The sequence below is a fragment of the Pectobacterium punjabense genome, assembly GCF_012427845.1.
In the GTDB taxonomy this organism is placed as follows: Bacteria; Pseudomonadota; Gammaproteobacteria; order Enterobacterales; family Enterobacteriaceae; genus Pectobacterium; species Pectobacterium punjabense.
This window is the reverse complement of sequence record NZ_CP038498.1, coordinates 1158578-1183329: the sequence shown is the minus strand read 5'-3', so window position 1 is coordinate 1183329 and position 24752 is coordinate 1158578. Positions and strand designations below refer to the sequence as shown.

At 51.8% G+C, this 24752-nt stretch carries 22 protein-coding genes; 10 read left to right on the top strand and 12 right to left on the bottom strand.

Translation table 11 applies throughout. The features are described from left to right. The first annotated feature begins 58 nt into the window (after positions 1 to 58). The 3 genes from glnD to E2566_RS05330 are packed head-to-tail and all read left to right on the top strand — an operon-like array spanning position 59 to position 4070. Positions 59 to 2770 carry a bifunctional uridylyltransferase/uridylyl-removing protein GlnD gene (gene glnD, locus E2566_RS05340; protein ID WP_107168825.1) on the top strand — a complete coding sequence of 904 codons (2712 nt, stop codon included), beginning with the start codon at positions 59 to 61 and terminating at the stop codon, positions 2768 to 2770. 28 nt (positions 2771 to 2798) lie between these two features. Next, positions 2799 to 3626, top strand: a complete 828-nt coding sequence (dapD, locus tag E2566_RS05335) for a 2,3,4,5-tetrahydropyridine-2,6-dicarboxylate N-succinyltransferase (RefSeq protein WP_107168762.1) — start codon at positions 2799 to 2801, stop codon at positions 3624 to 3626. Between the two features lie 54 nt (positions 3627 to 3680). Next, positions 3681 to 4070, top strand: a complete 390-nt coding sequence (locus E2566_RS05330; RefSeq protein WP_010284811.1) for a DUF3461 family protein — start codon at positions 3681 to 3683, stop codon at positions 4068 to 4070. A gap of 104 nt (positions 4071 to 4174) precedes the next feature. On the opposite strand, the gene E2566_RS05325 is transcribed toward E2566_RS05330, so the two are convergent. The 6 genes from E2566_RS05325 to syd form a co-directional block, all read right to left on the bottom strand. Next, positions 4175 to 4630 carry a flavodoxin gene (locus E2566_RS05325; RefSeq protein ID WP_107168761.1) on the bottom strand — a complete coding sequence of 152 codons (456 nt, stop codon included), beginning with the start codon at positions 4628 to 4630 and terminating at the stop codon, positions 4175 to 4177. Positions 4631 to 4692: 62 nt separating this feature from the next. Beyond that, the gene (truC, locus tag E2566_RS05320; protein WP_107168760.1) at positions 4693 to 5478 is read right to left on the bottom strand and encodes a tRNA pseudouridine(65) synthase TruC; all 786 of its coding nucleotides are present in this window, start codon (positions 5476 to 5478) and stop codon (positions 4693 to 4695) included. Further along, entirely contained in the window at positions 5471 to 5821 is a 351-nt protein-coding gene (locus E2566_RS05315; protein ID WP_107168759.1) for a YqcC family protein, read from the bottom strand. The genes truC and E2566_RS05315 overlap by 8 nt, the downstream gene beginning before the upstream one ends. A gap of 92 nt (positions 5822 to 5913) precedes the next feature. After that, entirely contained in the window at positions 5914 to 6360 is a 447-nt protein-coding gene (locus tag E2566_RS05310; protein ID WP_107168758.1) for a MarR family winged helix-turn-helix transcriptional regulator, read from the bottom strand. Positions 6361 to 6582: 222 nt separating this feature from the next. Next, positions 6583 to 8259, bottom strand: a complete 1677-nt coding sequence (locus E2566_RS05305) for an amidohydrolase (protein ID WP_107168757.1) — start codon at positions 8257 to 8259, stop codon at positions 6583 to 6585. Between the two features lie 816 nt (positions 8260 to 9075). Further along, positions 9076 to 9624 carry a SecY-interacting protein gene (gene syd, locus E2566_RS05300; protein ID WP_107168756.1) on the bottom strand — a complete coding sequence of 183 codons (549 nt, stop codon included), beginning with the start codon at positions 9622 to 9624 and terminating at the stop codon, positions 9076 to 9078. 74 nt (positions 9625 to 9698) lie between these two features. On the opposite strand from syd, the gene queF reads away from it, so the two are divergent. The 3 genes from queF (at position 9699) to xni (ending at position 13281) form a co-directional block, all read left to right on the top strand. Beyond that, positions 9699 to 10547, top strand: a complete 849-nt coding sequence (gene queF, locus E2566_RS05295; RefSeq protein ID WP_107168755.1) for an NADPH-dependent 7-cyano-7-deazaguanine reductase QueF — start codon at positions 9699 to 9701, stop codon at positions 10545 to 10547. Positions 10548 to 11056: 509 nt separating this feature from the next. After that, positions 11057 to 12421 carry a nucleotide 5'-monophosphate nucleosidase PpnN gene (ppnN, locus tag E2566_RS05290; protein WP_107171152.1) on the top strand — a complete coding sequence of 455 codons (1365 nt, stop codon included), beginning with the start codon at positions 11057 to 11059 and terminating at the stop codon, positions 12419 to 12421. Between the two features lie 65 nt (positions 12422 to 12486). Further along, a complete protein-coding gene (gene xni, locus E2566_RS05285; protein ID WP_107171136.1) occupies positions 12487 to 13281 on the top strand; it encodes a flap endonuclease Xni in 795 nt (264 codons plus the stop codon). Between the two features lie 45 nt (positions 13282 to 13326). On the opposite strand, the gene rlmM is transcribed toward xni, so the two are convergent. The 4 genes from rlmM to E2566_RS05265 all read right to left on the bottom strand — a co-directional run bounded on the left by rlmM (position 13327) and on the right by E2566_RS05265 (position 16560). Continuing rightward, positions 13327 to 14427, bottom strand: a complete 1101-nt coding sequence (gene rlmM, locus E2566_RS05280) for a 23S rRNA (cytidine(2498)-2'-O)-methyltransferase RlmM (protein ID WP_107171137.1) — start codon at positions 14425 to 14427, stop codon at positions 13327 to 13329. Then, positions 14420 to 14815, bottom strand: coding sequence for a DUF423 domain-containing protein (locus E2566_RS05275; protein ID WP_107171138.1), 396 nt, complete (start codon positions 14813 to 14815; stop codon positions 14420 to 14422). Before E2566_RS05275 ends, rlmM begins: the two co-directional genes overlap by 8 nt. 74 nt (positions 14816 to 14889) lie before the next feature. After that, positions 14890 to 15813, bottom strand: a complete 924-nt coding sequence (locus tag E2566_RS05270; protein ID WP_107171139.1) for a transcriptional regulator GcvA — start codon at positions 15811 to 15813, stop codon at positions 14890 to 14892. Positions 15814 to 16338: 525 nt separating this feature from the next. Continuing rightward, complete coding sequence (locus E2566_RS05265) at positions 16339 to 16560, bottom strand: YgdI/YgdR family lipoprotein (protein ID WP_005975888.1); 222 nt, start codon at positions 16558 to 16560, stop codon at positions 16339 to 16341. Positions 16561 to 16743: 183 nt separating this feature from the next. On the opposite strand from E2566_RS05265, the gene csdA reads away from it, so the two are divergent. Both csdA and csdE read left to right on the top strand, forming a co-directional pair. Next, positions 16744 to 17949 carry a cysteine desulfurase CsdA gene (csdA, locus tag E2566_RS05260; protein ID WP_107171140.1) on the top strand — a complete coding sequence of 402 codons (1206 nt, stop codon included), beginning with the start codon at positions 16744 to 16746 and terminating at the stop codon, positions 17947 to 17949. Between the two features lie 3 nt (positions 17950 to 17952). Continuing rightward, complete coding sequence (gene csdE / locus E2566_RS05255; protein WP_107171141.1) at positions 17953 to 18408, top strand: cysteine desulfurase sulfur acceptor subunit CsdE; 456 nt, start codon at positions 17953 to 17955, stop codon at positions 18406 to 18408. Positions 18409 to 18450: 42 nt separating this feature from the next. Here the strand turns inward: csdE and tcdA are convergent, their stop codons facing one another. Together tcdA and E2566_RS05245 are read right to left on the bottom strand one after the other, a co-directional pair. Beyond that, on the bottom strand, positions 18451 to 19263 hold the full coding sequence (gene tcdA / locus E2566_RS05250) for a tRNA cyclic N6-threonylcarbamoyladenosine(37) synthase TcdA (protein ID WP_107171142.1): 813 nt from the start codon (positions 19261 to 19263) through the stop codon (positions 18451 to 18453). Between the two features lie 66 nt (positions 19264 to 19329). After that, positions 19330 to 21588, bottom strand: coding sequence for a molybdopterin-dependent oxidoreductase (locus E2566_RS05245; protein WP_107171143.1), 2259 nt, complete (start codon positions 21586 to 21588; stop codon positions 19330 to 19332). A gap of 537 nt (positions 21589 to 22125) precedes the next feature. Between E2566_RS05245 and E2566_RS05240 the strand changes: the two genes are divergently transcribed. Next, complete coding sequence (locus E2566_RS05240) at positions 22126 to 23712, top strand: ABC transporter substrate-binding protein (protein WP_107171144.1); 1587 nt, start codon at positions 22126 to 22128, stop codon at positions 23710 to 23712. A 53-nt stretch (positions 23713 to 23765) separates the two neighbouring features. Further along, the gene (locus E2566_RS05235; RefSeq protein WP_107171145.1) at positions 23766 to 24752 is read left to right on the top strand and encodes an ABC transporter permease; all 987 of its coding nucleotides are present in this window, start codon (positions 23766 to 23768) and stop codon (positions 24750 to 24752) included.

Below are 24752 nucleotides of genomic sequence, written 5' to 3'. Positions count from 1 at the left end.
TCGGGCCGTCGCAAGCGACGTTGAAAAACGCGCTCTGCGTTTTTTTATGGGCTGCGCTATGACAGATAAACGCTTTTCGCCAGACAATACGCCACCTGATGCGTCCTCACCAGACAGCCCTGTAAACACTATTGCGGCACAGCCCCCCGCTTCACCGCTAACCTACGCAGATGACATGTTGAACTGTCAGGCGTTAAAACAGCAGTTGGAGCTCTTCCAACTCTGGCTCGGTTCAGAATTCCGCTCCGGCGTCAGCGCGGAAAAGCTGATTGATGCCAGAACGTTGTTCATCGATCGCCTGTTGCAGCGGCTGTGGTACTTCCATGGTTTTGAAAATATTGCTCAAACCGCACTCGTCGCCGTCGGTGGATATGGCCGCGGTGAACTACACCCGCTTTCCGATATCGACGTACTGGTATTGAGCCAGACAGAACTTAGTGAAGAACACTCCCAGCGCGTCGGCCAATTCATTACTCTACTGTGGGATTTAAAGCTGGAAGTTGGCCATAGCGTCAGAACGCTAGAAGAGTGCTTACAAGAAGGGCGTGCGGATATCTCCGTCGCGACCAACCTGATTGAATCCCGCATGATATGCGGCGACGTTGCCCTGTTTCTCACGCTGCAAAAACACGTATTCAGCGATGAATTTTGGCCGTCCTCCACCTTTTTTCCGGCAAAAATTGTCGAACAGCAGGAGCGCCATCAACGCTATCACAGCACTAGCTACAATCTGGAGCCCGATATCAAGAGCAGCCCAGGTGGGCTACGTGACATTCACACGCTGCTGTGGGTGGCAAGACGCCACTTTGGCGCGACATCGCTCAACGAAATGGTAGGTTTCGGCTTTCTGACAGAGGCCGAGCGTAAAGAGCTCAACGAATGCCAAAGCTTTTTGTGGCGCATCCGCTTCGCCCTGCACCTGATCCTGCCGCGCTACGACAACCGACTGCTGTTCGACAGGCAGCTTAACGTCGCACAGCTGTTGCAATATCAGGGAGAAGGCAACACGCCAGTCGAACGCATGATGAAGGATTTCTACCGCATGACGCGTCGCGTCAGCGAGTTGAACCAGATGCTGTTACAGCTCTTTGACGAAGCGATTCTGGCGCTGGATGCAAGTGAAAAACCGCGCCCGCTTGACGATGAGTTTCAGCTACGCGGCAATCTGGTGGATCTGCGTGATGAAAATCTGTTTATCAAAAAACCAGAAGCCATCATGCGCATGTTCTACCTGATGGTGCGCAACCGTGAGATCAGCGGCATCTATTCCACCACGTTGCGCCAACTGCGCCATGCACGTCGCCATCTCGCCAGCCCGCTTTGCACTATCCCAGAAGCGCGTCAGCTGTTCATGAATATTTTGCGCCACCCACATGCGGTAAGCCGTGCACTCTTGCCGATGCACCGTCATAGCGTGCTGTGGGCGTATATGCCGCTGTGGGGGAACATTGTCGGCCAAATGCAGTTTGACCTGTTTCACGCCTATACGGTGGATGAACACACGATTCGCGTTCTGCTCAAGCTGGAAAGCTTCGCCGACGAGGATACGCGACCACAGCACCCGCTGTGCGTAGAGCTCTACCCTCGCCTGCCCCAGCCCGAATTATTGCTGCTGGCTGCGCTGTTCCACGATATCGCCAAAGGCCGTGGGGGCGATCACTCTGAACTCGGCGCGCAGGATGTGTTGGAATTTGCGGCGCTGCACGGGCTGAACTCACGTGAAGCCCAGTTGGTTTCCTGGCTAGTGCGTTGCCACTTGCTGATGTCCGTCACTGCGCAACGCCGCGACATTCAAGATCCCGCGGTTATTCAGCAATTTGCTACGGAAGTACAGAGCGAAACCCGTTTACGCTATCTGGTGAGTCTGACGGTTGCAGATATCTGCGCCACCAATGAAACGCTGTGGAACAGTTGGAAACAGAGCCTGTTGCGTGAACTCTATTTCGCTACCGAGAAACAGCTACGCCGCGGCATGCAAAATACGCCGGATTTACGCGAACGCGTCCGGCATCACCGATTACAGGCGCTGGCGCTGCTACGTATGGATAACATTGACGAAGAGGCGTTGCACCATATCTGGAGCCGTTGTCGGGCCGATTATTTTCTGCGCCATTCGCCAAATCAGCTTGCCTGGCATGCACGCCATCTGCTGGAACATGATACCAACAAACCGCTGGTGCTGATCAGCCATCAGGCTAGCCGCGGCGGCACCGAAATTTTCATCTGGAGCCCGGATAGACCTTATCTGTTCGCGGCCGTTGCCGGTGAGTTAGACAGACGCAACCTCAGCGTGCACGACGCGCAGATTTTTACCAGCCGTGACGGTATGGCGATGGACACGTTCATCGTGCTGGAGCCGGATGGCAGCCCGCTGGCGCAGGATCGGCATGAAATGATACGTCAGGCGCTGGAGCAGTCGCTGACCCACCGACACTACCAACATCCACGGGTGCGTAGGCCATCGCCTAAACTGCGTCACTTCAGCGTGCCAACCGAAGTCAATTTCCTCCCAACGCATACGGACAGGCGCAGCTATATGGAGCTCAGCGCACTCGATCAACCGGGGCTACTGGCACGAATCGGTGAAATTTTTGCCGATCTTAATCTGTCGCTACACGGTGCACGTATTTCGACAATCGGCGAACGGGTAGAGGATCTTTTCATCCTGGCCGACAGCGACAGGCGAGCATTGAAGCCGGATTTGCGCCTTAAATTGCAAGAACGGTTGACAGAAGCCCTTAACCCAAACGATAAAGTACCATTGAGTTAATTTTTACAATCAGGAAAGAGAAATCAGGATGCACCAACAATTACAGAACATCATTGAAACGGCTTTCGAGCGCCGCGCAGAAATCACTCCGGCAAACGCAGACACCGTCACGCGTGAAGCCGTTAATCAGGCCATCAGTCTGTTAGATAGCGGCGCCCTGCGCGTTGCAGAAAAAATCGACGGCCAGTGGGTTACCCATCAGTGGCTGAAGAAAGCCGTGCTGCTCTCTTTCCGTATTAACGATAACCAACTTATCGAAGGCGGAGAAACGCGCTTTTTCGACAAAGTGCCAATGAAATTCGCTGACTATGATGAAGCGCGTTTCCAACGTGAAGGCGTGCGCGTTGCACCGCCAGCCAGCGTACGTCGCGGTGCTTATATCGCACGTAATACCGTGCTGATGCCGTCTTACGTCAACATCGGTGCTTATGTCGATGAAGGTACGATGGTTGATACCTGGGTAACCGTCGGCTCCTGCGCCCAAATCGGTAAAAATGTTCACCTGTCTGGCGGTGTCGGCATCGGTGGCGTTTTGGAACCGTTACAGGCTAACCCAACTATCATTGAAGACAACTGCTTCATCGGTGCGCGTTCTGAAGTGGTAGAAGGTGTTGTCGTTGAGGAAGGTTCTGTTATCTCCATGGGCGTATTCATCAGCCAAAGCACCCGTATTTACGATCGTGAAACGGGCGAAATTCACTATGGCCGTGTACCAGCGGGTTCCGTTGTGGTTTCCGGCAACCTGCCATCCAAAGATGGTAGTCACAGCATGTACTGTGCCATCATTGTGAAGAAAGTGGATGCAAAAACCCGCGGTAAAGTGGGTATCAATGAGTTATTACGCTCCATCGACTAAACTAGAAACGGCGGGCTAATTAACCCGCCGTTTTTTTACCGAGAAGGTGACGCTATGTATGACAATCTAAAAAGCCTGGGCATTACCAATCCCGATGATATCGATCGCTATAGCCTGCGTCAGGAAGCCAACAACGACATCCTGAAGATCTATTTCCGTAAGGATAAGGGCGAGTTTTTTGCTAAAAGCGTGAAGTTCAAATATCCACGCCAGCGCAAGACTATCGTGGCCGACAACAGCGGACAGGGCTATAAAGAGATCAACGAAATCAGCCCAAACCTGCGCTATGTGATTGATGAACTAGACAAGATTTGTCAGCAGGAGCAAGTTGAAGTCGATCTGAAACGTAAAATCCTCGACGATCTGCGTCATCTGGAAAGCGTCGTGTCCAACAAGATCACCGAAATCGAAGCAGATTTAGAGAAATTGACCAAGAATCGCTAAGCGCGGTCATTTCTAAATTCCACCGCCGCGAGAACACACTGCGATGATGGGCTGCAACGAAAACGGGAGCCTTGTTAGCTCCCGTTTCTTATCTCAGCGTGACATCACTGTGCATCAACCAAATCAGCCCATTCTTCGACCCACGGGCATGAAATCACTTCTGGTTCAGGATGTTCGACGGCATCAATGTCCAAAACATCGCCCAGGCGCTTAGCACCTATTTCCTGCAATAACGTATCGAAAAGATGGCCGCCCGCACAGAAATTCGGGTAGCTGCTGTCGCCCAACGCAATGACGCCATAGCGCAACGTGGGCTGATAGCCGCCTTTGTCCCGCAGAGCCGCGTAAAGCGGAACAATAGAATCTGGCAGTTGGCCTTGCCCCGTCGTCGACGTCACAACTAACACTGCATGTTCACGGTAGTCCAGCCAGGATTCCAGCGTCGCATCCTCAAAGACCTTAACCTCATGGCCACGATCCTTAAGAATATTTTCGGCTTCTTCGGCCACCAGCAATGCATTCCCGTAGACCGTACCAACAAAAATACCAATCTGCGCCATGCTTCTGACTCCCTTTTTAATTCGATGTATTTAATACGGCAGTAAGAGTAATTCGACAGAGATTACTCAACAAAATGCTCGCTATCCTGACCTGACTCGGCAGGAAACTCAACCCCTTCAAACTCAGGGAGAATCCCTTGCCAGCCAAACTGCCTCATCACCCCCTGCCACGGCGCATCCCAGCGTGCCTGCAACGTCAATGGCTGTCCGCTCACGGGATGATTCAACTGTAATTCGCTGGCATGCAGCATGAGCCTGCCGCAGGAGAAGTGCGTATCCATACCTCGATTGTGTCGCAGGTCGCCGTGTGCAGTATCACCGATAATCGGATGGTGGAGATGTGACATATGACGGCGTAGCTGGTGTTTACGCCCAGTCTGCGGCTTCAGTTCCATCAAACTGTAACGCGCCGTAGGGTAACGGCCGATGGCAACCGGCATCTCCGCCTGCGCTAAAGAACGATAATGCGTGACGGCAGGCTGTGGCGCTTTATCAGGATTGGCAAACTTGTCGGCAATCTTGTCCAACTCTTCGGTAAGCGCATAGTCGATTACGCCATCATCCATCACATAGCCGCGCACAACAGCATGGTACATTTTCTGCATCTGGTGCGATTCAAACTGCTGAGATAGCGCTCGTGCCACGTCGCTGGACAGCGCGAGCAACAACACGCCGGATGTTGGCCTATCGAGGCGATGAATGGTATACACATGCTGACCAATCTGATCGCGCACGGTCTGCATCACCACGACCTTCTCTTTGCGATCCAACCAACTGCGGTGGACGAGCCAACCGCTGGGTTTGTTGACGGCAACCAGATGCTCATCCTGATAAATAATCTCAAGCATCGTGCACTGCGCCATCCTGTACATCGGGATTGAATAGCTCATCGAGCTGCTTGAGACGCAAAAAAACCGCTGCGGTCTGTTCTGGGGTGCCTTCTAATGCGTCTTCAAAATAGGGAAGCAGCGCCAGCTCGGCAGGCAGCGCTAAATCGCTGTCCAACAAAGCGTGCATACGCGGCAAAAAAACCCACTGCAACCATTCTTCAGGACGCATGGTATCAAGGCTGAAGGGCTCAGTGCTGTTAAACGCCTCATCTTCCGGTGGAACAACCTGCCAGAAAGGGCTTTCCCTCAATGCGCGCTCAATATCGAATAATGACTGACGAACCTGATTCTCTCTACTCATGCGGTTTCTCGCCCTTGAAGCCAACAATAATGGCGGCAAGCATAGCATTGATATCAAGCTGACCCAATCGCCAGTAAAAGAAGGCCGCTCGACTACTCACTAGCCCCTGAAACATTATCCATTTCTTGTTCAAACACCCTGCAGAATCCCTCTAAATTGGCGAAAAGCTGCTGCGTTTGTTCCTGGCCCAAAGCCCCGAAAGCACGTTCACTTAATATCTGCGATTGCGTCAAAATCGGCTGAGTGCGTTTTTTCCCCAGTTCAGTTAACGTCAGGACCTTTTCTCGCTTGTCGTGTTCACTTTCAGCGATGTCAATCAGACCTTGTTCTTTGAATAACTTGCAGATGCTAAACACCGTTTGCTTAGGCAAGCTCCATCGCTCACAAATATATTTTTGCGTACATTTTCCATCTGGAGATACAGCCAAAGAATGCAGAACCGCAAAGGCATTCTGATTAAAACCCAGCTTCTTCATCCATTGTTGAAACAAGTTATCGAGGTGATTGAGCTGTCTGCCTAATTCATCTAATCGATGCATGTGAAATATCCTACAAATGGGCTAATCGTTCACAATCGCCAAGGCAATGAAATCCAATCACCGCATACACGACCTACCCGACACATTTCGGGTTACAGGTGCGTTGATATGATTATCCGGCCCATCCATAGGCTTCGTGCTATTGGGGAAATGGCAGCTTCCGGGGAATTCATGCGGTTGCTGCCTTTCCACGCGGCCAAAGTATATTGGATACCGTGTGCCTTAGTACACTTTTTCCCCTTTGAAATAGGTTGCCAACACCTTGGTATTTTTCAATTTTTCCAAGTCTGCACCGCCAATATCGGTATCCACAATAATAAAGTCCGCGTTTTTCCCTTTCTCAAGACTCCCAGTTATCTCACTGATACCAAGCTGCTTCGCCCCATTAATCGTATAAGCCTGCAAGCTTTGAGCGAATGTCATTGCCGCCTCAGTTGGGGGGAGATAGCCAGCATTTGGCTGGCCGCGTTTGATGGCATGATACATCTGGCTGAACGGGTTCACTGCATCAAAGGTATTGGCGGGATAATCTGAACCGAAGGTTACCGCGACACCCTCACGCGCAGCTTGCCCGAGCAGATATTGGTGGTGATAAGCGTCATTACCAATTTTGGATTTGGTCTCATCTTTTTCATTGACCACCGTCCAGTTTGGTGTCGTTTGCAGGAATAGGTTGTCCTTCATTGCGGCAAATTTCTGCACACCCTGTGGCTCAAACACTTGGTTATGGGCAATCACGCGAGCCAAATGCGGGTTAATTTTTTTGTTAGCCTCAAAGGCGTCTAAAATCGACTGCTGCGCTTTATCGCCTATCGCGTGTACATGCACTGAGAAACCCGCTTTCAACGCCGCGGCGACATTGTCGTTAATCTGTTTCTGGCTTAAAAAGGGTTCGACGACCTTGCCGTTGGGATAAGGCAGGTACATCGCCCCCGAATCCATTTCAATCGTGCCATCCATAAATAGCTTATACAGATTCATCGACAAATTGCCCTGGTGATATTTTTCACGCAGGACGTTAAGACTGGCAATATTTTGTTCGGTCGATTTGGCAGCATCATAAAAATAGCCGCGCTGATAATAGACCTTCAGTTTCCCCTGCTCGTTTAAGCGGGCAATGGCAGCCACTGTCGTGCTAAACGTATCGCCAACGTCAGTAATCGCCGTAAACCCCAGCGAGTGGTAGGTCTTTAGAATTGGTTGAAGTTTCTCAGCAACGTTTTCTACCACGTTAAATTGCTGCGCGTCGACAACAAGGTGCATCGCGCTTTCATGCATGAAGCCTGTAGGATTACCTTTGTTATCGCGCTCAAAATAGTGTTTCCCAGGAATAGGGTCAGGCGTAGTCGCATCGACGTGGGCAACCTTCAACGCTGCACTATTCGCCCACCCCGCATGCATGCCGCTGTCATAAACTACGATCGGAACACGCGTGGACACCGTATCTAAATCAGCAGTCGTCGGCAGCACTCCTTGTGGTAAACCAAGTGAAGCAACGTTAAATCCTTGTGCCAACAAATAGTTCGCGTTCGGATGTGCGGTTAAATAATCTTTTAATTGGCTAAGAATCTGCGTCAGCGTTGCCGCACCGTCAACATACACAAAATCGCCCGCCTCCATCACAGCTACCGTTGCTGGATGAGCGTGACTCTCAATAAAACCAGGCAGTACGGTTTTTCCTTCTAAATCAACCGACTCAGCAGCGGTCGCTTTAAATGGCTTCGCACCATCACGTCCACCGACATAGATAATTTTTCCCTGATCCACGACCAGAACTGAGGCCGTTGGCTGTTGATCGTTAACGGTATAAATCCGTGCATTTTCATAGACGGTGTGTGCGAAAGCATGGCTGGTAAACAAGCCAAGCGTGACTGACAGCATTTTTACATTGAATTTCATCACTGCGTTTTCCTTTGCTAAATAGTCCGATAAATTACTAAAAAGCTAAATTAGTAAATTTTCAGACTAATTGCAAATTCTGGACGCAGGCTCAACCTTCAGCAGTCCTTCAGGCATGACGTTTTAAACATTTTTTCTTCGTAGCATGGGTGCAGCATCAATGCGTTCAGGGAGGGAAAGACTTGTCTTACAGGCAAAAAATTGGGGGTACTGATTGCTCAGTACCCCCCGTTCGTTTTATAGCTATCCCGCTACACATTTGCATCCCTGCTCATCCGTGAAAACTTTTCCTTTTTGGTCTTCCTGACCCACAATCCTTGCTGGCGTCCCACTTTCGTCCTGACGTTTCCATCCTGTATCTTCCGTGATTCAATCCCTTTAGGCTCCTGCCCCACCGACATTCCTAATCGGCTCTCGGTCTCCTTCCTGGAGGTGTCCCTGATTTCATCCTGAAATCGTGTTTCTTCCTGAAAACTGTGCTTCTTCCTGAAACGACTGTTTCTTCCTAAAACAATGTCTCTTCCTAAAACAATCTGATTGCGGTAACAGTATTTTGTTACCGATAGTCACTGTTACACACACTGTAACCGGTTACTAACTTAAGTAATAAGATGTATTAATTGTCAGCTTTCGGCAAGGGGTAAGTGACAATCTTTCTCATCACACCCTAAGCAATACTGCTATTTTTTATTATAATTCGCTAATTAATAATGGAAAAATAAAAATGAAACGTATTTCCAACATTAAAGATAAGACATTTCTTACAGCAAATGTAAGAGATCTCTTACAAAGCAGAAAGTGAAATTCGATTAACCATTAGACTGCTAACGGGTTAAGGCTTGAAAGGAAGGCCGACAGCGTCGGGGCTAAGATTTGACGCTTTTTCGTGCCGAACGCTTCCAGAACGATCTCCCCTGAAACATTACACAACGACACCATTGTCATCTCAGAATCCGTCGTTGCCAAAAACAGCGTCGGCGTGAGTTTAAGGCGCTTCTGCGTTAACAAATGACCAATCAGGTTCTCCTGCATACGGGTGAAATCCTCTTCACTCCACACTTGCAGTAGTTGGCAAGATAGTGAATCAAACTGCGCCGCCATATCCCCGGCATACTGCGCGGTGTAGAAAGCGTGAACATCTGGATGCAGACTGATTTCCAGCGCACGCTCCACCCCATCCAATGCGGCTGAAGGAACAAAAGGCTGCGGCGACCAGTAAACCGTATCTTCATGATTTTCGACAATACACGGGGAAGGGACACCGTAAAGTGCTTCACTGGCAGGCAGATGCCCCTTCTCCTGCTGCCAACAGTCAACATAACGCTGGGTAAACGCCGCTAGCGCCGAAACAACTTCATGATCCATAATTTTTCTCATCACTCTTTTAGTCAGGTTACACTATTCGCCATCACGCTTACTTATCACATCAAGGTAACAGCATGTCCGTTTATGACAAGCACCAGGCCCTAAGCGGGCTAACACTGGGCAAACCCACGCCTTATCACGACCACTATGATGCTGCACTTCTGCAACCCGTGCCACGTAGCCTGAACCGCGATCCACTCGGCATTTACCCTGATAGCCTGCCTTTTCATGGCGAGGATATCTGGACACTCTACGAGCTCTCCTGGCTGAACAACCGCGGCGTGCCTCAGGTAGCCGTTGGTGAAATGCACCTTAATGCAGAAAGCCTGAATTTGATTGAGTCAAAAAGTTTTAAACTGTATCTGAACAGCTTTAACCAGACGACATTCGACAGTTGGGAAAGTGTACGCACAACGTTAGCCAACGATCTGGCACATTGTGCACAGGGTGACGTCAGCGTTACGCTTTTCAAACTCAGTGAGCTTGAAGGCCAACCGTTAGCCGGGTTCACGGGGGAGTGCATCGACGATCAAGACATTCAGATCGACAGTTACGACTTCAGCGCAGACTACCTGGCAACAAACGAACAGGATGCCCCTGTCGTTGAAGAAACGCTGGTCAGCCACCTACTGAAATCCAACTGCTTGATCACCCATCAGCCCGACTGGGGTTCAGTACAAATTCACTATCGCGGCAACCGCATTAATCGTGAAGCGCTGCTGCGCTACATTGTTTCATTTCGCCATCATAACGAATTTCACGAACAGTGTGTGGAACGAATTTTTAACGACATCATGCGCTACTACCAGCCGGAAAAACTCAGCGTCTACGCGCGCTATACCCGACGCGGCGGGCTGGATATCAACCCGTGGCGCAGTAACTACCCGTTTAATGCACCAAATGGCCGCCTGCCGCGCCAGTAACCGACCGATAAATCGCAGCTCCGCACGATAAGATACCCTAAATAATTCGAGTTTCAGGAAGGCGGCAAGCGAAGGAATCCCGATGAGCTTACTCAAGTAAGTGATTCGGGTGACAAATCTGCCGGGAGCAGATTTGAACGCTGCTTGCAGCGGCCCTTCAGGGCGAGGCCCACGACGGGCCGAGTATTTGAACGCAGCCAACGCACATGCAACTTGAAGTATGACGGGTATATGCGTGGCGTCACGCAAGTTAGGGGAGAGACTGGCGTCAACATTGGAAAAAATGATGGCAGCGCGTTAAGGTGGTATACCAGACAACACAAGATCCATAACGTCTGAACGGTGCTCAAGTAGGTTTCATTTAGGTTCGCTGTATTTAACTTATTCGCATAGCAGCTTAAATGAATGACATTCGTGCCATGGTGCTGAAACGTCGAGCGTGCAACAACGGATCGTGCTCTCGGCAGCCAGCATGGCATCGCGATTATATTGCGTTTCAAGGAGCAAAATTGATTACACATATCAGCCCATTGGGATCGATGGATTTGTTATCGCAGTTGGAAGTCGACATGCTGAAAAGCACGGCCAGCAGCGACCTCTACCGTTTGTTTCGCAACTGTTCCCTCGCCGTACTGAATTCCGGTAGCCAGACAGATAACAGCAAAGAGCTGCTGTCTCGTTATGAAGACTTTGATATCAACGTGCTACGCCGTGAACGCGGCGTTAAACTGGAACTGGTGAACCCACCGGAAGACGCTTTTGTTGATGGCAATATCATTCGAGCCTTGCAAGCTAACCTATTCGCCGTATTGCGCGACATTTTGTTCGTCAACGGCCAAATCGCCAGCGCAGGTCGCTATCAGAATCTGAATCTGGAAAATTCCGCCCATATCACCAATCTGGTATTTTCTATCCTGCGTAATGCCAAGGCGCTGCACGTCGGCGAAGAGCCGAACATGGTGGTCTGCTGGGGGGGGCATTCGATTAATGAGATCGAATATCTGTATGCCCGCAAGGTGGGTAGCCAACTCGGTCTGCGTGAACTGAATATCTGTACGGGCTGCGGTCCGGGCGCGATGGAAGCCCCCATGAAAGGTGCCGCCGTCGGCCACGCACAGCAGCGCTACAAAGAAGGGCGCTTCATCGGCATGACCGAACCCTCCATCATCGCCGCCGAACCGCCGAACCCGCTGGTCAATGAACTGATCATCATGCCGGACATCGAAAAGCGCCTGGAAGCTTTTGTTCGCATCGGGCATGGCATCATTATTTTCCCTGGCGGCGTTGGAACAGCGGAAGAGTTCCTCTATCTACTGGGCATCATGATGAACCCAGAAAACAGCGAGCAGGTGTTGCCGATTATCCTGACCGGGCCGGAAGAAAGCGCCGACTATTTCCGCGTGTTGGATGAATTCATCGTTGGCACACTAGGCCGTCAGGCACGTCGCTACTATTCGATCATCATTAATGACGCCGCAGAAGTCGCCCGTCAGATGAAGAAAGCCATGCCGCTGGTGAAAGAGAGCCGTCGTCACACAGGTGACGCTTACAGCTTTAACTGGTCACTGCGGATTGCACCCGATCTGCAACTGCCCTTTGAGCCTAGCCACGAAAACATGGCCGATCTCAACCTGCATCCGAATCAGCCCGCAGAAGAGCTTGCTGCCGCGCTACGTCGGGCATTCTCCGGCATTGTGGCCGGTAATGTGAAGGAAGTCGGTATTCAGGCGATAGAGCAACGCGGGCCGTACAAAATTCATGGCGACCCACAGATGATGAAAAGCATGGATACCCTGCTACAGGGCTTTGTCGCACAGCAGCGCATGAAGCTGCCCGGCAGCGCCTATATTCCCTGCTACGAAATCTGCTCATAACCGTTCGCTCAACCAACACCTACGTGGGGAAGCTTAGCTTCCCCCCTTCTTTCAGGAATGATGCGATGCCCGTCCATTTGCTGATTGTCGACGCGCTCAATCTGATACGTCGCATTCATGCGGTACAAGGTTCGCCCTGTATCACAGCGTGCCAACATGCGCTGCATCAGCTCATACAAAATAGCCAGCCTACCCACGCGGTGGCCGTCTTTGATGATGAAGATCGCGATACCAGTTGGCGTCACCAACTTTTGCCGGACTACAAGGCGGGACGCACGCCAATGCCGGATAATCTGAAACAGGAACTCCCGCAGATTAAAGCGGCATTTGCCACCATTGGTGTAGCAAGCTGGCATAGCCCCGGTAATGAAGCCGACGATCTCGCCGCTACACTGGCCGTCAAGCTGTCATCCGCGGGTCATCAGGCAACGATTGTGTCGACCGATAAAGGCTACTGCCAGTTATTGGCACCACACATTCAGATCAGAGATTACTTTCAGAAACGCTGGCTGGATCTGCCGTTTATCGAACAGGAATTTGGTGTTTCACCGCAGCAGCTCACAGACTACTGGGGGCTGGCAGGTATTAGCAGCAGCAAGATTCCGGGCGTTGCGGGTATCGGCCCTAAAAGTGCCACACAGCTCTTACAACAGGCAGGAAGTCTGGAGTCGCTATATCAGCAGTTAGATACGGTGCCAGAGAAGTGGCGTAAGAAGCTGGAGCAACATAAAGAAATGGCGTTAATCAGCCGTCAGGTTGCCACACTGCGTACCGATTTAACGCTTAATGGTAATCTGCAACAGTTGAGGTTACCTGTGCAGAATAACGCTCAACCACACTCCTACTCACGGCAGGATTAATACGGATGCGCACCTGAATAGCTCCAGGTACGCATCAGCACACGACTATCGCTCGTCGCGACGGCCTGGCACCGCGCTCCAAAAACGACGCACATGCACAGTGACTTCTTCGCGGTCATGGTATAAATGCTTAGCACGCACTTCCGCATTAATCCCATTTTCGCTCAGGCGTTCACGCAGCAGCGCCAGATTCTGCGACACTTCTTCGTAACGCTTCTTCATCGGTAACTTCAGGTTGAATATCGCTTCACGACACCAGCCTTTAATTAACCAATCACTCATCAGGCTCGTGACTTTGGCGGGTTTTTCCACCATATCGCACACCAGCCAGTACACATTGTTGCGCGGTGGTTCGAAACGGAAGCCATCCGCCTGATGGTGCATTACCTGCCCTGTCTCCATCAGGCTTGGTGCCATTGGGCCGTTGTCTACCGCATAAACCATCATGCTGCGTTTGACCAACTGATAAGTCCAACCGCCGGGGCATGCACCTAAATCCACTGCGTACATTCCGCTGCCCAGACGCTCATCCCACTCATCAGCAGGAATAAAGACGTGAAACGCCTCTTCTAGCTTAAGTGTCGAACGGCTTGGCGCATCAGAAGGGAACTTCAGTCGTGGAATGCCCATATAAAACGGTGAATGGTTATTGCTATAAGAGTAACCGACATAGCAGCAGCCTGGCGCAATAAACAGTACATGTAGTACCGGCCGATCGGCTTTTTCATAGCCCAACAGAATGTTATGTTCGCGTAACGCGGCGCGCAATGGCACGGTGAATTTGCGGCAGAACTTCATCAGCTCTTTGCTTTCATTGGTGTCAGGGACTTCAACACGCAGCTCCCCGGCACGTTCAATGGCTCCGGTCAACATACCCACGATCGGTGTAATACGGTCTTCCGGCGGCAGGTCGCGCAACAGTTCACCGCTGACAAACATCTGACGGACAAAAATCAGCTCATGGAACGGCAGCGTTTTTACCAGACGGTCGGCGTCTTCATGCTGATAGCATTCGAATACGACGTAACCGCTGTTTTCTTTTACCCGCGCAAAGCCGAAGGCATTATGCTGCGTGGCTTTTTCGGTTATCTCTGCCGCACACTCTTTCTCAAATCCAGGGCGGCAATACAAAATGACTTTATTCATGGCGTTCAGCCTTTATCTTCAGACGCAGTGCGCCAATCAACATTAATATCCATCCCACCAGAAAACAGGCTCCGCCAATCGGCGTCACATAAACCCACAGTTTCAGATGAGAAAGCGCCAGGCAGTACAAACTTCCACTGAAGAGTACCGTTCCCAACGCCAGAAACACGCTGCTCCAGTAAAACCACAGATTGGTTCGCTGTTGCATCGCAACCGCCAGCGCCAAAATCGCTAGCGTGTGAAATGCTTGATACTCAAGGCCGGTTTTCAACCACCCTAGTTCCGTAACGCCCAGCGTTTTGCTGAGGACATGGGAACCAAACGCGCCTAGCGCGACAAAAATAAACCCGCTGATAGCGGCAAACATCAGCATGAAACGACTATTCATCGTAGTTACCTATTATCGTAGTGACCTGCGTAAATTATTCGATCCATCAATTTTCGATAGTCAACGATGCGACCTCAGCGCGTACCGCTGTCATAGCGGAAGCGAAATTTTTCCTGCTCGCTGGCCGCCCGCGCCAGAATCCAGTGGCGAAAGGCGGCTATTTTACCCAGTTCTGCCTGACTGTCATGACATACCAGATAAAAAGCATTCCGGCTCACCAATACATCGTTAAACGGACACACCAGTCGCCCGGCTTCGAGTTCCGTCTGCGCCATCACATTATTCGCCAGCGCCACGCCCTGTCCGTGAATCGCCGCCTGCAACACCATCGCGCTATGGCTGAAAATTGGCCCTTGCTGCACATTAATTTGCACGCCAAGCTGGCGCGTGTAGGATTGCCAGTCACGGCGCGACGCATCGTGCAGCAGTGTGTGTGCCGCCAAGTCGTCCGGCGTCTTCAACGGGTGATCCCCTGTCAGTAATACCGGTGAGCAAACCGGCAAGAGATACTCAGCGTAGAGTTTCTCCACCCGCAACCCAGGCCAGTTTCCTCGACCATAAAAAATGGCGACATCCACATCGTCCGCCAAACGATCTTCATCGCGATCCACCGCCTGAATACGAACATCGATTCCCGGATAGTCGGAGTTAAAGCTCGAAAGACGCGGCACCAGCCAATGGATAGCAAAACTGGGCAACAGGCTCACCGTTAATGCCCCTTTCGCGCTGCGAGATTGCAGCTTACGAGTGGCGTCATTCAACGATGAGAAGATCTCTTTGATATCAAGGTAATAACTTTGCCCTTCTTCCGTCAGTAACAGGGAACGATTACGACGGCGGAATAATTTAAGCCCCAGGAAATCTTCCAGGGATTTAATTTGGTGGCTGACGGCAGCCTGCGTGACAAACAATTCCTCTGCCGCTTTGGTAAAACTTAAATGGCGAGCCGCCGCATCAAAAACGCGCAATGCGTTGAGCGGAGGTAGACGTTTTGACATGAATGAAATCTTTTTGTTTACGCTAGGTCAGCGATTTATCAGGCACATTCGTACCCATTAAATCTTAAGATGCAGAAAGGCGATGACGGGAAAGATCGCCAGCCAATTAGCTGGCTAAGCGATGAATACCATCAGCAACAACCAGACTCTCTGCAACAAAAAGATGACGGGTACATCTATTAGTTTTTGTAATCCGAGACATTATAATTTGTCCATTGAGGATGTACCAGCAAATACCTATATTAGCGCAACTTCCTGAGCCGGAACGAAAAGTGCGGATGGGTGACCTGAGGTGCTTTTGGCTTGTGGTTGTGATGTTGTGTTTGCTATTTGTTTGTCTGCCTTTTGCAGATGTGGTAGCGAGTCTACCCTATTCACTTCCTGTACATTTACCCTGTCTGTCCAAAGTGATTTTTTGTGTAGCACCGCAAATTGCGGTGCTTTTTTTGCTTACGTTTCACACCTTAACGCCACGATAGCCTTATTTAAATCTGGCTCGGCTTGGCAGGTGACGGGCAAACAGTACTACTTCCCTTTCGCCATTTCTTTCACATTATCTCGGTTAATTTGCTGCTGCTGACCGTAAGCGTCGGTATAGCTGATCATACCCGTCTCATCGTCAACCTTCGGTTTCCCCTCTGCGACGATGGTACGTCCGTCATTGGTATGCATGACGTAATTACTCGAACAGGCTGCCAGAGAAAACGCCATCACGATGGCGGCAAAAATAGAAATTTTATTCTTCATAGTTAGCTCCCAATGAATTTAAATGTTTTCTAGTTAACCCTATGCATCAGGAAATCCTGAAAATTAACACTTTAAAGCGTAGCAATAGTTGCTTTTTTTTCCATAAAATCGGATTAGGCATAGTCCTAAACTTGTCTCTCCTGACAAAATGGGACAGGATCTGCCCTCCAAAAGAGGATGCAAATGACACCGTTTAACCCTGCTACTTTTCGCCAACAGTTTCCCGCACTCCAACATTCGACGGTCTATCTTGATAGCGCCGCGACCGCGCTGAAACCGCAGCCTGTTATTGATGCAGTGCAGCAGTTTTATTGCAGCGAGAGTGGCACGGTGCATCGCAGCCAGCATCGCGGCGCGCAGGCGCTGACCCAGCGTTTTGAAGGCGCTCGTGAACACGTCGCAGCCTTACTCCATGCAAACGATCCACGTTCAATTGTCTGGACCAGAGGCACAACGGAAGCAATCAACCTTGTCGCACAGAGCTATGCCCGCCCTCGCCTTCAACCGGGCGATGAGATTATCGTTAGCGAAGCGGAGCATCACGCTAACCTTATTCCGTGGCTCATGGTGGCACAGCAAACAGGCGCGAACGTGGTGAAGTTACCGATCGGTTCAGACTTCTTACCGGATATTGAGCTGCTAACCACGTTGATCACGCCAAGAACTCGCCTGTTGGCGCTGGGCCAAATGTCAAATGTGACGGGTGGTCAGCCCGATCTGGCGCGCGCAATTACGTTGGCTCATCGCTATGGCGCGGTAGTGGTGGTTGACGGTGCACAAGGTATCGTCCACTGTCCACCTGATGTACAGGCGCTGGATATCGATTTCTACGCGTTTTCCGGGCACAAGCTTTATGCGCCCACCGGAATCGGCGTGCTGTACGGCAAAACCGCCTTGCTGGAAAGCATGATGCCGTGGCAGGGCGGCGGGAAGATGATGACGCAAGTGTCCTTTGACGGCTTCGTGCCACAGGCGATCCCGCAGCGATTTGAAGCGGGAACGCCGCATATTGCTGGCGTGCTCGGTCTGTCTGCGGCCTTAGACTGGCTGACCACGCTGGATTGGCACACCGCAGAGCAGCACAGTCGGCAGTTGGCAGAGATTGCCGAAACACATCTGGCGCAGTTTCCCGGTTTTCGCAGTTTCCGTAACCCGCATTCCAGCGTATTGTCCTTTGACATTGCCGATGTACACCACAGCGATCTGGTGACACTACTCGCCGAAAGCGGCATCGCACTGCGCGCCGGACACCACTGTGCACAGCCGCTAATGGACGCACTCGGCGTCAGCGGTACGCTCCGCGCCTCGTTTGCCCCGTATAATAACCAACAAGATGTTGCTGCGCTGATCGCTGCGGTGGGCAACGCCCTTGAATTACTGATCGACTAAACCATGACCAAATCAACTAACACGACGCATCCTTTTGGCCACCACATCTCCGTTGCCGAGTTGCAGGCGCGCTTCGATACCTGCCGCGCATGGGAAGATCGCTATCGGCAGCTCATTTTGCTGGCAAAAGCGCTGCCAGCGCTGCCGGATGCACTAAAAACCGAGGATATTGCGTTATCCGGTTGTGAAAATCGTGTCTGGCTGGGTTATCAACGTCAAGAGGATGGCAAGCTACATTTTTACGGCGACAGCGACGGGCGCATTGTGCGGGGATTACTGGCAGTATTATTAACCGCCGCTGAGGGAAAAACGCCAGAAACGCTATTACAGCACGATCCATTGGCGCTGTTTGATACGCTGGGGTTACGTGCTCAGCTCAGCGCTTCGCGTTCAAGCGGGCTGACAGCGATGGCCGCCAGAATCAGAGACATTGCAGCACAAGAGGCCGCCGCCAAGTAGAAGCATTCAGGCTATTTCTACATAGCAGAGGCTCTTTAGCACTTACGCCGCAGCTGTCCTGTCCATTTTCGCGATCATCTTCTTCAGCGCATGGGATACCGCAACAAACCCGAAGGTTGCGGTAACCATCGTTGCGGCACCAAAGCCAGACGCACAGTCCATACGCATCACGCCATCAGCCGTACTGCGAGATGCGCAGACGGAACCGTCAGGCTGCGGATAAACCAGCGGTTCACTGGAAAACACACAGTCGATTCCCAGTTTTCCTTTGCTGTTTTTCACCACGTTAAAATCGTGCTTCAGCCGTTCACGCAGCTTAGCGGCGAGCGGGTCCTGGATCGTTTTGGCCAGATCGACGACCTCAATCCGAGTTGGGTCGATCTGCCCACCCGCCCCACCGGTTGTCACGACTGGGATCTTATAGCGGCGACAGTATGACAGCAGCGCCGCCTTCGGGCGCACGCTATCGATGGCGTCAATCACATAGCTAAAGTTTTGGTCGAGCAGTTCCGCCACGTTTTCCGCACTGATGAAATCATCCACGCAGGTGACGTTGCATTCCGGGTTGATCGCCAGAATACGTTCCGCCATCACTTCCGTTTTTGACTGCCCGGTATGTTGACGCAAGGCATGAATCTGGCGGTTGGTATTACTGACACACACATCATCCATATCGATCAGCGTGATCGCACCGATGCCGGTACGCGCCAGTGCCTCAGCCGCCCAGGAACCGACGCCACCAATGCCAATGACACAAACGTGAGCTTGAGAAAACAGCGCCAGCGCCTGTTGACCATATAACCGCGCGGTGCCGCCGAAGCGTTGCAAATAGGCTTCGGATAATTGCGTATTCATTCAACCAACCTTACGAAAACAAAATCACAGGAAAATAACACAGCGAAAAAGCGGCTCAGGATAGCGCTAAACCCGCACCACATCCACCAGACAGCTCATGGCATTCGGCCCCTGCGTCAGCGGCGATGTGCCAATATCCAGCGTCAGTACATTCGCATTACCTGATTGTTCAACCGGATGCCACGTTTTCTGGCCGAAACCGGGCTCAAACCAGGCACCGGTGGACATGATCACTACACCCGGTTTTACGCCATCGGTAATCTGTACGCCAGCCAGAATACGACCACGCGCATTTCTGACTTCCACCTGTGAACGGTCGACGATATCTCGCGCGGCAGCGTCCTGCGGATGCATGTACAACGTCTCTTTTCCTGCGGTCTTATTCGCGGCAACCTGCGGTGTAGCAGCTAACTGGCTGTGCAAACGGTCAGATGGCTGAATGGAAATAAAGTGCAGCGGCCACTCTTCCGTACTTTTTGCTCCCAGCCATTCAACGGGAGGTTGCCACTCAGGATGCGGCGCAAAGTCGGCGTATCCATAGCTGGCGATGGCTGAGCTGAACAGTTCAATTTTACCACTTGGCGTGCTCAAAGCATGCTGCTGCGGATCGCGACGGAAATCCTCAAAGAATACAAACGGCTTTTCATCCATCGGGATTTCCACATAACCCTGCTGCCAGAACGCCTCAAATGACGGCCAACTGTCAGCGATATCTCGCTGCTTTGAGCGACATTCGTCATAGAGATGTTCCAGCCACTGCTGCTCGCTGCGGTTTTGCGTGAACGCGGCGTTATATCCCAAGCGCTCCGCCAGCTCGCTGAAGATATCCACGTCGTTACGCGCCTGATGCTGCGGCGCAATCGCCTGATGCATGGCAAAAATAAAACGATCGCGGGACGACCCACCGATATCATTACGCTCCAGCGTGGTGGTAACGGGCAGCACGATATCGGCCATCTGCGCGGCTGGCGTCCAAACGATATCTTGCACAATCACCGTATCCGGCTTACGCCAACCGTCCACCAAACGGTTCAGTTGCTGATGATGGTGGAACGGGTTACCGCCCGCCCAGTGAATCAGGTGAACATCGGGATAAGTATGGGTTTCACCCTGAAAGGTATAAGGCGTTCCCGGATGCAGTAACATATCCGCGATACGCGCCACGGGGATAGCCCGTCCTGCGTTCGGCGTGGACGGCGAAGCGGGCGCAGGCGTTGAAATCCGTTCGTTACCAACGCTGTTCATCGAACCGTGTCCAAAGGAGAAGCCACCGCCCGGTAGCCCCACCTGCCCCAGCATGGAAGACAACGCGATCATCATCCAGTACGGCTGTTCACCACGGTGCGCACGCTGCACGGAGTAAGAACAGGTAATAAAGCTGCGTACGCCAATCAGCTGTTGCGCCAGACGCCGGATACGATCGGCAGGAATGCCCGTGATGTCGCTGGCCCATTCGGGGGTTTTCACCACGCCATCGCCTTGGCCGTGCAAATAGTCACTCAACTGCTCATAACCGACGCAGTAACGTTGCAGGAAGTCCTTATCGTCAGCGCCCAAACGCTGAATTTCATAGCCCAGCGCCAGCATCAGTGCGACATCAGTATTCGGGCGGATGGGAATCCACTCGGCATTCACAAATTCAGGGCAGTCGTCGCGCATCGGGCTGATGTTAATAACCGGAATGCCTTTCGCCACCAGCGCTTCCAATGCAGGCTTCAACGTATGGTGCCCGGCACCGCCGGAGGCTACCTGCGCGTTTTTCAGCGCCAAGCCGCCAAACGCGAGGAAAATATCACAGTGTTCAGCAACGCTACGCCATTCAGTCACCTTGCCCGTCAGCGGATGGAAGGTGCCTATCACATAAGGCAGGAAGAACTGTGCGGCACCCCAGCTGTAATTTCCCTGTTGGTCGACCGCGCCGCCGCCGGAGAAATAGAAGCGGCGCACCTGAGATCGCGCGTGGTGATAACGCCCGGCTGACGACCAGCCGTAGGAACCGGCAAACAGGCCGTCTGCACCATAGCGATCGCGAATACGGCGATTTTCCTGCGCGACCAAATCGAGCGCCACGTCCCAATCCACCTCAACAAAATCCTCCCGACCGCGCAGCGTTTTATCGCTGTTTTCTCGCTTCTGGAGCCAGGAACGGCGTACAGACGGACGACGAATACGTCGGTCGGAATACACCAGCGGCACGATGGAATCAAGCATGGGGGAAGGGGCCGGATCGCCCGCAAACGGCTCGCATCGAATCAGCCTTCCGTCTTCAACCACAGCGGTAAACGCGCCCCAATGCGCAAGATGTGGATAACGTTTAATCGCCATGACAACCTCAGGATAAGTAATTAGCAGGGTGGATAATAACCTGAATTATCCACCTCCCCAACAGCAAGAAGCGTGAATAGCTTATGCATAATTCGGCATTCGTTATCCATATTTAAACGTTCGTTTAAAACGCATGTTGGGCTAGGGTTTAACCAGAAAATAAAGAGGTGGTTCAGGATAATGCCGATCGTTTAAGAACCGAGATACACGGAGCGACCACGGGGCGAGGTGTCCCTGCGGGAATCCCATCCCCGTGTTTCTCCTAAAATGAGGCTTAAGTGACCCGCTTTAAAATTCAGGCAATTTTATTCTTTGTTCGTTATTCAAACCAGGAACACAGCATGAAAACCATTACGCCACACAGCAACGGTAATGACGTTATTTCATTACTGCCCCGATGTTGACTTAATTCAGCCTGATTTCTCTTCCTCCTGAAGAGAACGGTTTTTTGTCACCCAAAACACATCATTCAAAACACGCCATTAAAAAAATAAAGGCGGAGCGCACACCTCTGCCCTCTGCATACGGATGGGAAATATGAAAAAAAATTTCTTCTTGTCAGCGCTGATTCTGACCTCTTCGCTCTTCGGCCTTGCCGCACAGGCGGAAACGTTGACGCCCAAGCGCGGCGGCACGCTGAATTTTCTGGCCGAGCCTGAGCCACCGGTCTTAACCAGTCTGGTTAGCACCAGCGGCGCGGTAATGAAGATCAACGCCAAAGTGATTGAAGGGCTACTGAATTACGATTTTGATATGAAACCGACCCCGCAACTTGCGACCAGTTGGTCAGTTAGCCCGGATGGTAAACAATATACGTTCCATTTGCGTAAAGGCGTGAAATGGCATGATGGGCAAGACTTCACGTCTGCGGACGTTGCGTTTTCCATTCTGACCGTCAAAAAATACAATTCACGCGGTCAGGGCACCTTTGCCAACGTCACCGAAGTGAAGACACCCGATCCGTATACCGCGATCCTGGAACTGTCAAAACCCGCGCCTTATCTGCTGAGCGCGTTCTCCGCCAACGAAGCGCCTATCGTGCCGAAGCACTTATACGAAGGTACAGACATTCTGTCTAATCCTCACAATACCGCGCCGATTGGTACTGGCCCGTTTGTGTTCAAGGAATGGGTGCGTGGCAGCCATATCCTTTATGAACGCAACCCGAACTACTGGGACAGCCCCAAGCCATACGTCGATAAACTGGTGGTGAAAATCATCCCTGATGCCGCCACTCGCACGATTGCGCTTGAAACCGGCGCATTGGATCTGGGAAGTGACTCTCCCGTTCCGCTGAGTGAAATTGAACGCATCAAGAAGAACCCCAAGTTGGGTATTGAAACGGCTGGCTATGGCTACAGCCCAACGCAAACGCGCATCGAATTCAATCTGGATAACCCTTATCTGAAGAATCTGAAGGTTCGCCAGGCCATTGCGCACAGCATCAATATCGATGTGTTGAAAAACGTGGTGTGGTACGGCTATGCGGTAAGCTCACCAACGCCGATTACGCCGGAGTTGGCACAGTTCCACGATACAACACCGTCACCTTACAGTTTCGATATTGCCAAAGCGAACAAGCTGCTGGACGAAGCAGGCTTCCCACGTCAGGCAAACGGTATCCGCTTCACGCTGGTACATGATTTCATGCCTTATGGCGACAGCTTCAAACGCGTCGCGGAATACCTCAAATCGTCGCTGGCTAAAGTCGGTATTGACGTCACCATTCGCTCTCAGGATTTCGCCACCTTCGTTAAGCGCGTTTATACCGACCGCGACTTTGACTTCAACAATGGTTCCATCTCGAACCTGTTCGACCCAGCCGTGGGTGTCCAGCGCCTGTACTGGTCAAAAACCTATCAACCGGGCGTGCCTTTCGGCAACGGCTCACATTACAGCAACCCGGAAGTCGACCGTCTGCTTGAGCAGGCTGCGGTGGAAACCGATCCTGAAAAACGCGTGGAATTATACAAACAGTTCCAACGCATCATCGCCACGGATATTCCTGATTTGAACCTGCTCCAGATTAAGCGCCAGACCATTTACAACAAGCGTGTGCATAACGTCGTCACGGATATTCAGGGCGTTAACGGAAGCCTGGCCGACGTGTGGCTGGATCAGTAATCGTAATACAGCATTCCCCTGCGCTGGCAGGGGGACTCTCATGAAGGTATGTGATGAATAAAGTAGAACGAATCGGGCGCGTACTGTGGCGTACCCTGCTTCATGCGCTGCCAACAGCGATTGGCATTATCATTCTGGTGTTTTTCCTGTTGCAGTTGGTGCCGGGAGACGCTGTTGATGTGCTGGCCGGCGAGTCAGGCAATGCAACCGAAGCGACCATGGCACACCTGCGCGCCCAATTCGGTCTCGATCAGCCCATACTGCAACAACTCTCGGTTTATTTGAGTAACTTGGCGCAGTTCAGCCTCGGTTTTTCTCCCCGCTACAACGCACCGGTGATGGATCTAATCCTATCACGGCTACCGGGCACGCTATTCCTGATGCTGCTATCACAGGTATTCGCCATTGTTATCGGCATAACGTTGGGGACAATAATGGCGGTATGGGCGGGCAAATGGCCCGATCGGCTGCTTTCACTGATCGCGCTGCTGCTCTATTCCACTCCGGGATTTTGGATCGGCCTGATGACGCTGATTCTGTTTTCTGTTCATCTTGATTGGTTACCAAGCGGCGGCAACATCACCATCGGCGCAAGCCTGACTGGCTGGGCGTATTTCAAGGATATGTTGCAGCATGCCATTCTCCCGGTACTGGCGCTGAGCAGTTTTTTTATCGCCATTTACGCCCGTCTGACCCGCGCGGCCATGCTGGAAATCGCCCAGCAGGATTTCGTGCGCACCGCACATGCCAAAGGACTGTCGCCGCTGTGGGTTACCGTCAGGCACATTCTGCGCTGTGCGCTGCTGCCTATCACGACCGTTGCGGGTATGCACTTCGGCAATCTGCTGGGCGGCGCGGCGGTGGTCGAGACGGTCTTTAGCTGGCCGGGACTGGGTCGTCTGGCGCTGGAAGCGGTAATGGCTCGCGACTTCAACGTCTTGTTAGGCGTCCTGCTGCTTTCCGCCTTCTTAGTCATTTTGGCTAACGTGCTGGTGGACTTATTGCAATCCTGGCTCGATCCCCGAATTAAGGCTCGCTGA

Coding starts and splice junctions, on each gene's coding strand:
- glnD (WP_107168825.1), top strand. CDS start 59: ATGACAGATAAACGCTTTTCGCCAGACAATACGCCACCTGATGCGTCC.
- dapD (WP_107168762.1), top strand. CDS start 2,799: ATGCACCAACAATTACAGAACATCATTGAAACGGCTTTCGAGCGCCGC.
- E2566_RS05330 (WP_010284811.1), top strand. CDS start 3,681: ATGTATGACAATCTAAAAAGCCTGGGCATTACCAATCCCGATGATATC.
- E2566_RS05325 (WP_107168761.1), bottom strand. CDS start 4,630: ATGGCGCAGATTGGTATTTTTGTTGGTACGGTCTACGGGAATGCATTG.
- truC (WP_107168760.1), bottom strand. CDS start 5,478: ATGCTTGAGATTATTTATCAGGATGAGCATCTGGTTGCCGTCAACAAA.
- E2566_RS05315 (WP_107168759.1), bottom strand. CDS start 5,821: ATGAGTAGAGAGAATCAGGTTCGTCAGTCATTATTCGATATTGAGCGC.
- E2566_RS05310 (WP_107168758.1), bottom strand. CDS start 6,360: ATGCATCGATTAGATGAATTAGGCAGACAGCTCAATCACCTCGATAAC.
- E2566_RS05305 (WP_107168757.1), bottom strand. CDS start 8,259: ATGAAATTCAATGTAAAAATGCTGTCAGTCACGCTTGGCTTGTTTACC.
- syd (WP_107168756.1), bottom strand. CDS start 9,624: ATGGATCATGAAGTTGTTTCGGCGCTAGCGGCGTTTACCCAGCGTTAT.
- queF (WP_107168755.1), top strand. CDS start 9,699: ATGTCCGTTTATGACAAGCACCAGGCCCTAAGCGGGCTAACACTGGGC.
- xni (WP_107171136.1), top strand. CDS start 12,487: ATGCCCGTCCATTTGCTGATTGTCGACGCGCTCAATCTGATACGTCGC.
- rlmM (WP_107171137.1), bottom strand. CDS start 14,427: ATGAATAAAGTCATTTTGTATTGCCGCCCTGGATTTGAGAAAGAGTGT.
- E2566_RS05275 (WP_107171138.1), bottom strand. CDS start 14,815: ATGAATAGTCGTTTCATGCTGATGTTTGCCGCTATCAGCGGGTTTATT.
- E2566_RS05270 (WP_107171139.1), bottom strand. CDS start 15,813: ATGTCAAAACGTCTACCTCCGCTCAACGCATTGCGCGTTTTTGATGCG.
- E2566_RS05265 (WP_005975888.1), bottom strand. CDS start 16,560: ATGAAGAATAAAATTTCTATTTTTGCCGCCATCGTGATGGCGTTTTCT.
- csdA (WP_107171140.1), top strand. CDS start 16,744: ATGACACCGTTTAACCCTGCTACTTTTCGCCAACAGTTTCCCGCACTC.
- csdE (WP_107171141.1), top strand. CDS start 17,953: ATGACCAAATCAACTAACACGACGCATCCTTTTGGCCACCACATCTCC.
- tcdA (WP_107171142.1), bottom strand. CDS start 19,263: ATGAATACGCAATTATCCGAAGCCTATTTGCAACGCTTCGGCGGCACC.
- E2566_RS05245 (WP_107171143.1), bottom strand. CDS start 21,588: ATGGCGATTAAACGTTATCCACATCTTGCGCATTGGGGCGCGTTTACC.
- E2566_RS05240 (WP_107171144.1), top strand. CDS start 22,126: ATGAAAAAAAATTTCTTCTTGTCAGCGCTGATTCTGACCTCTTCGCTC.
- E2566_RS05235 (WP_107171145.1), top strand. CDS start 23,766: ATGAATAAAGTAGAACGAATCGGGCGCGTACTGTGGCGTACCCTGCTT.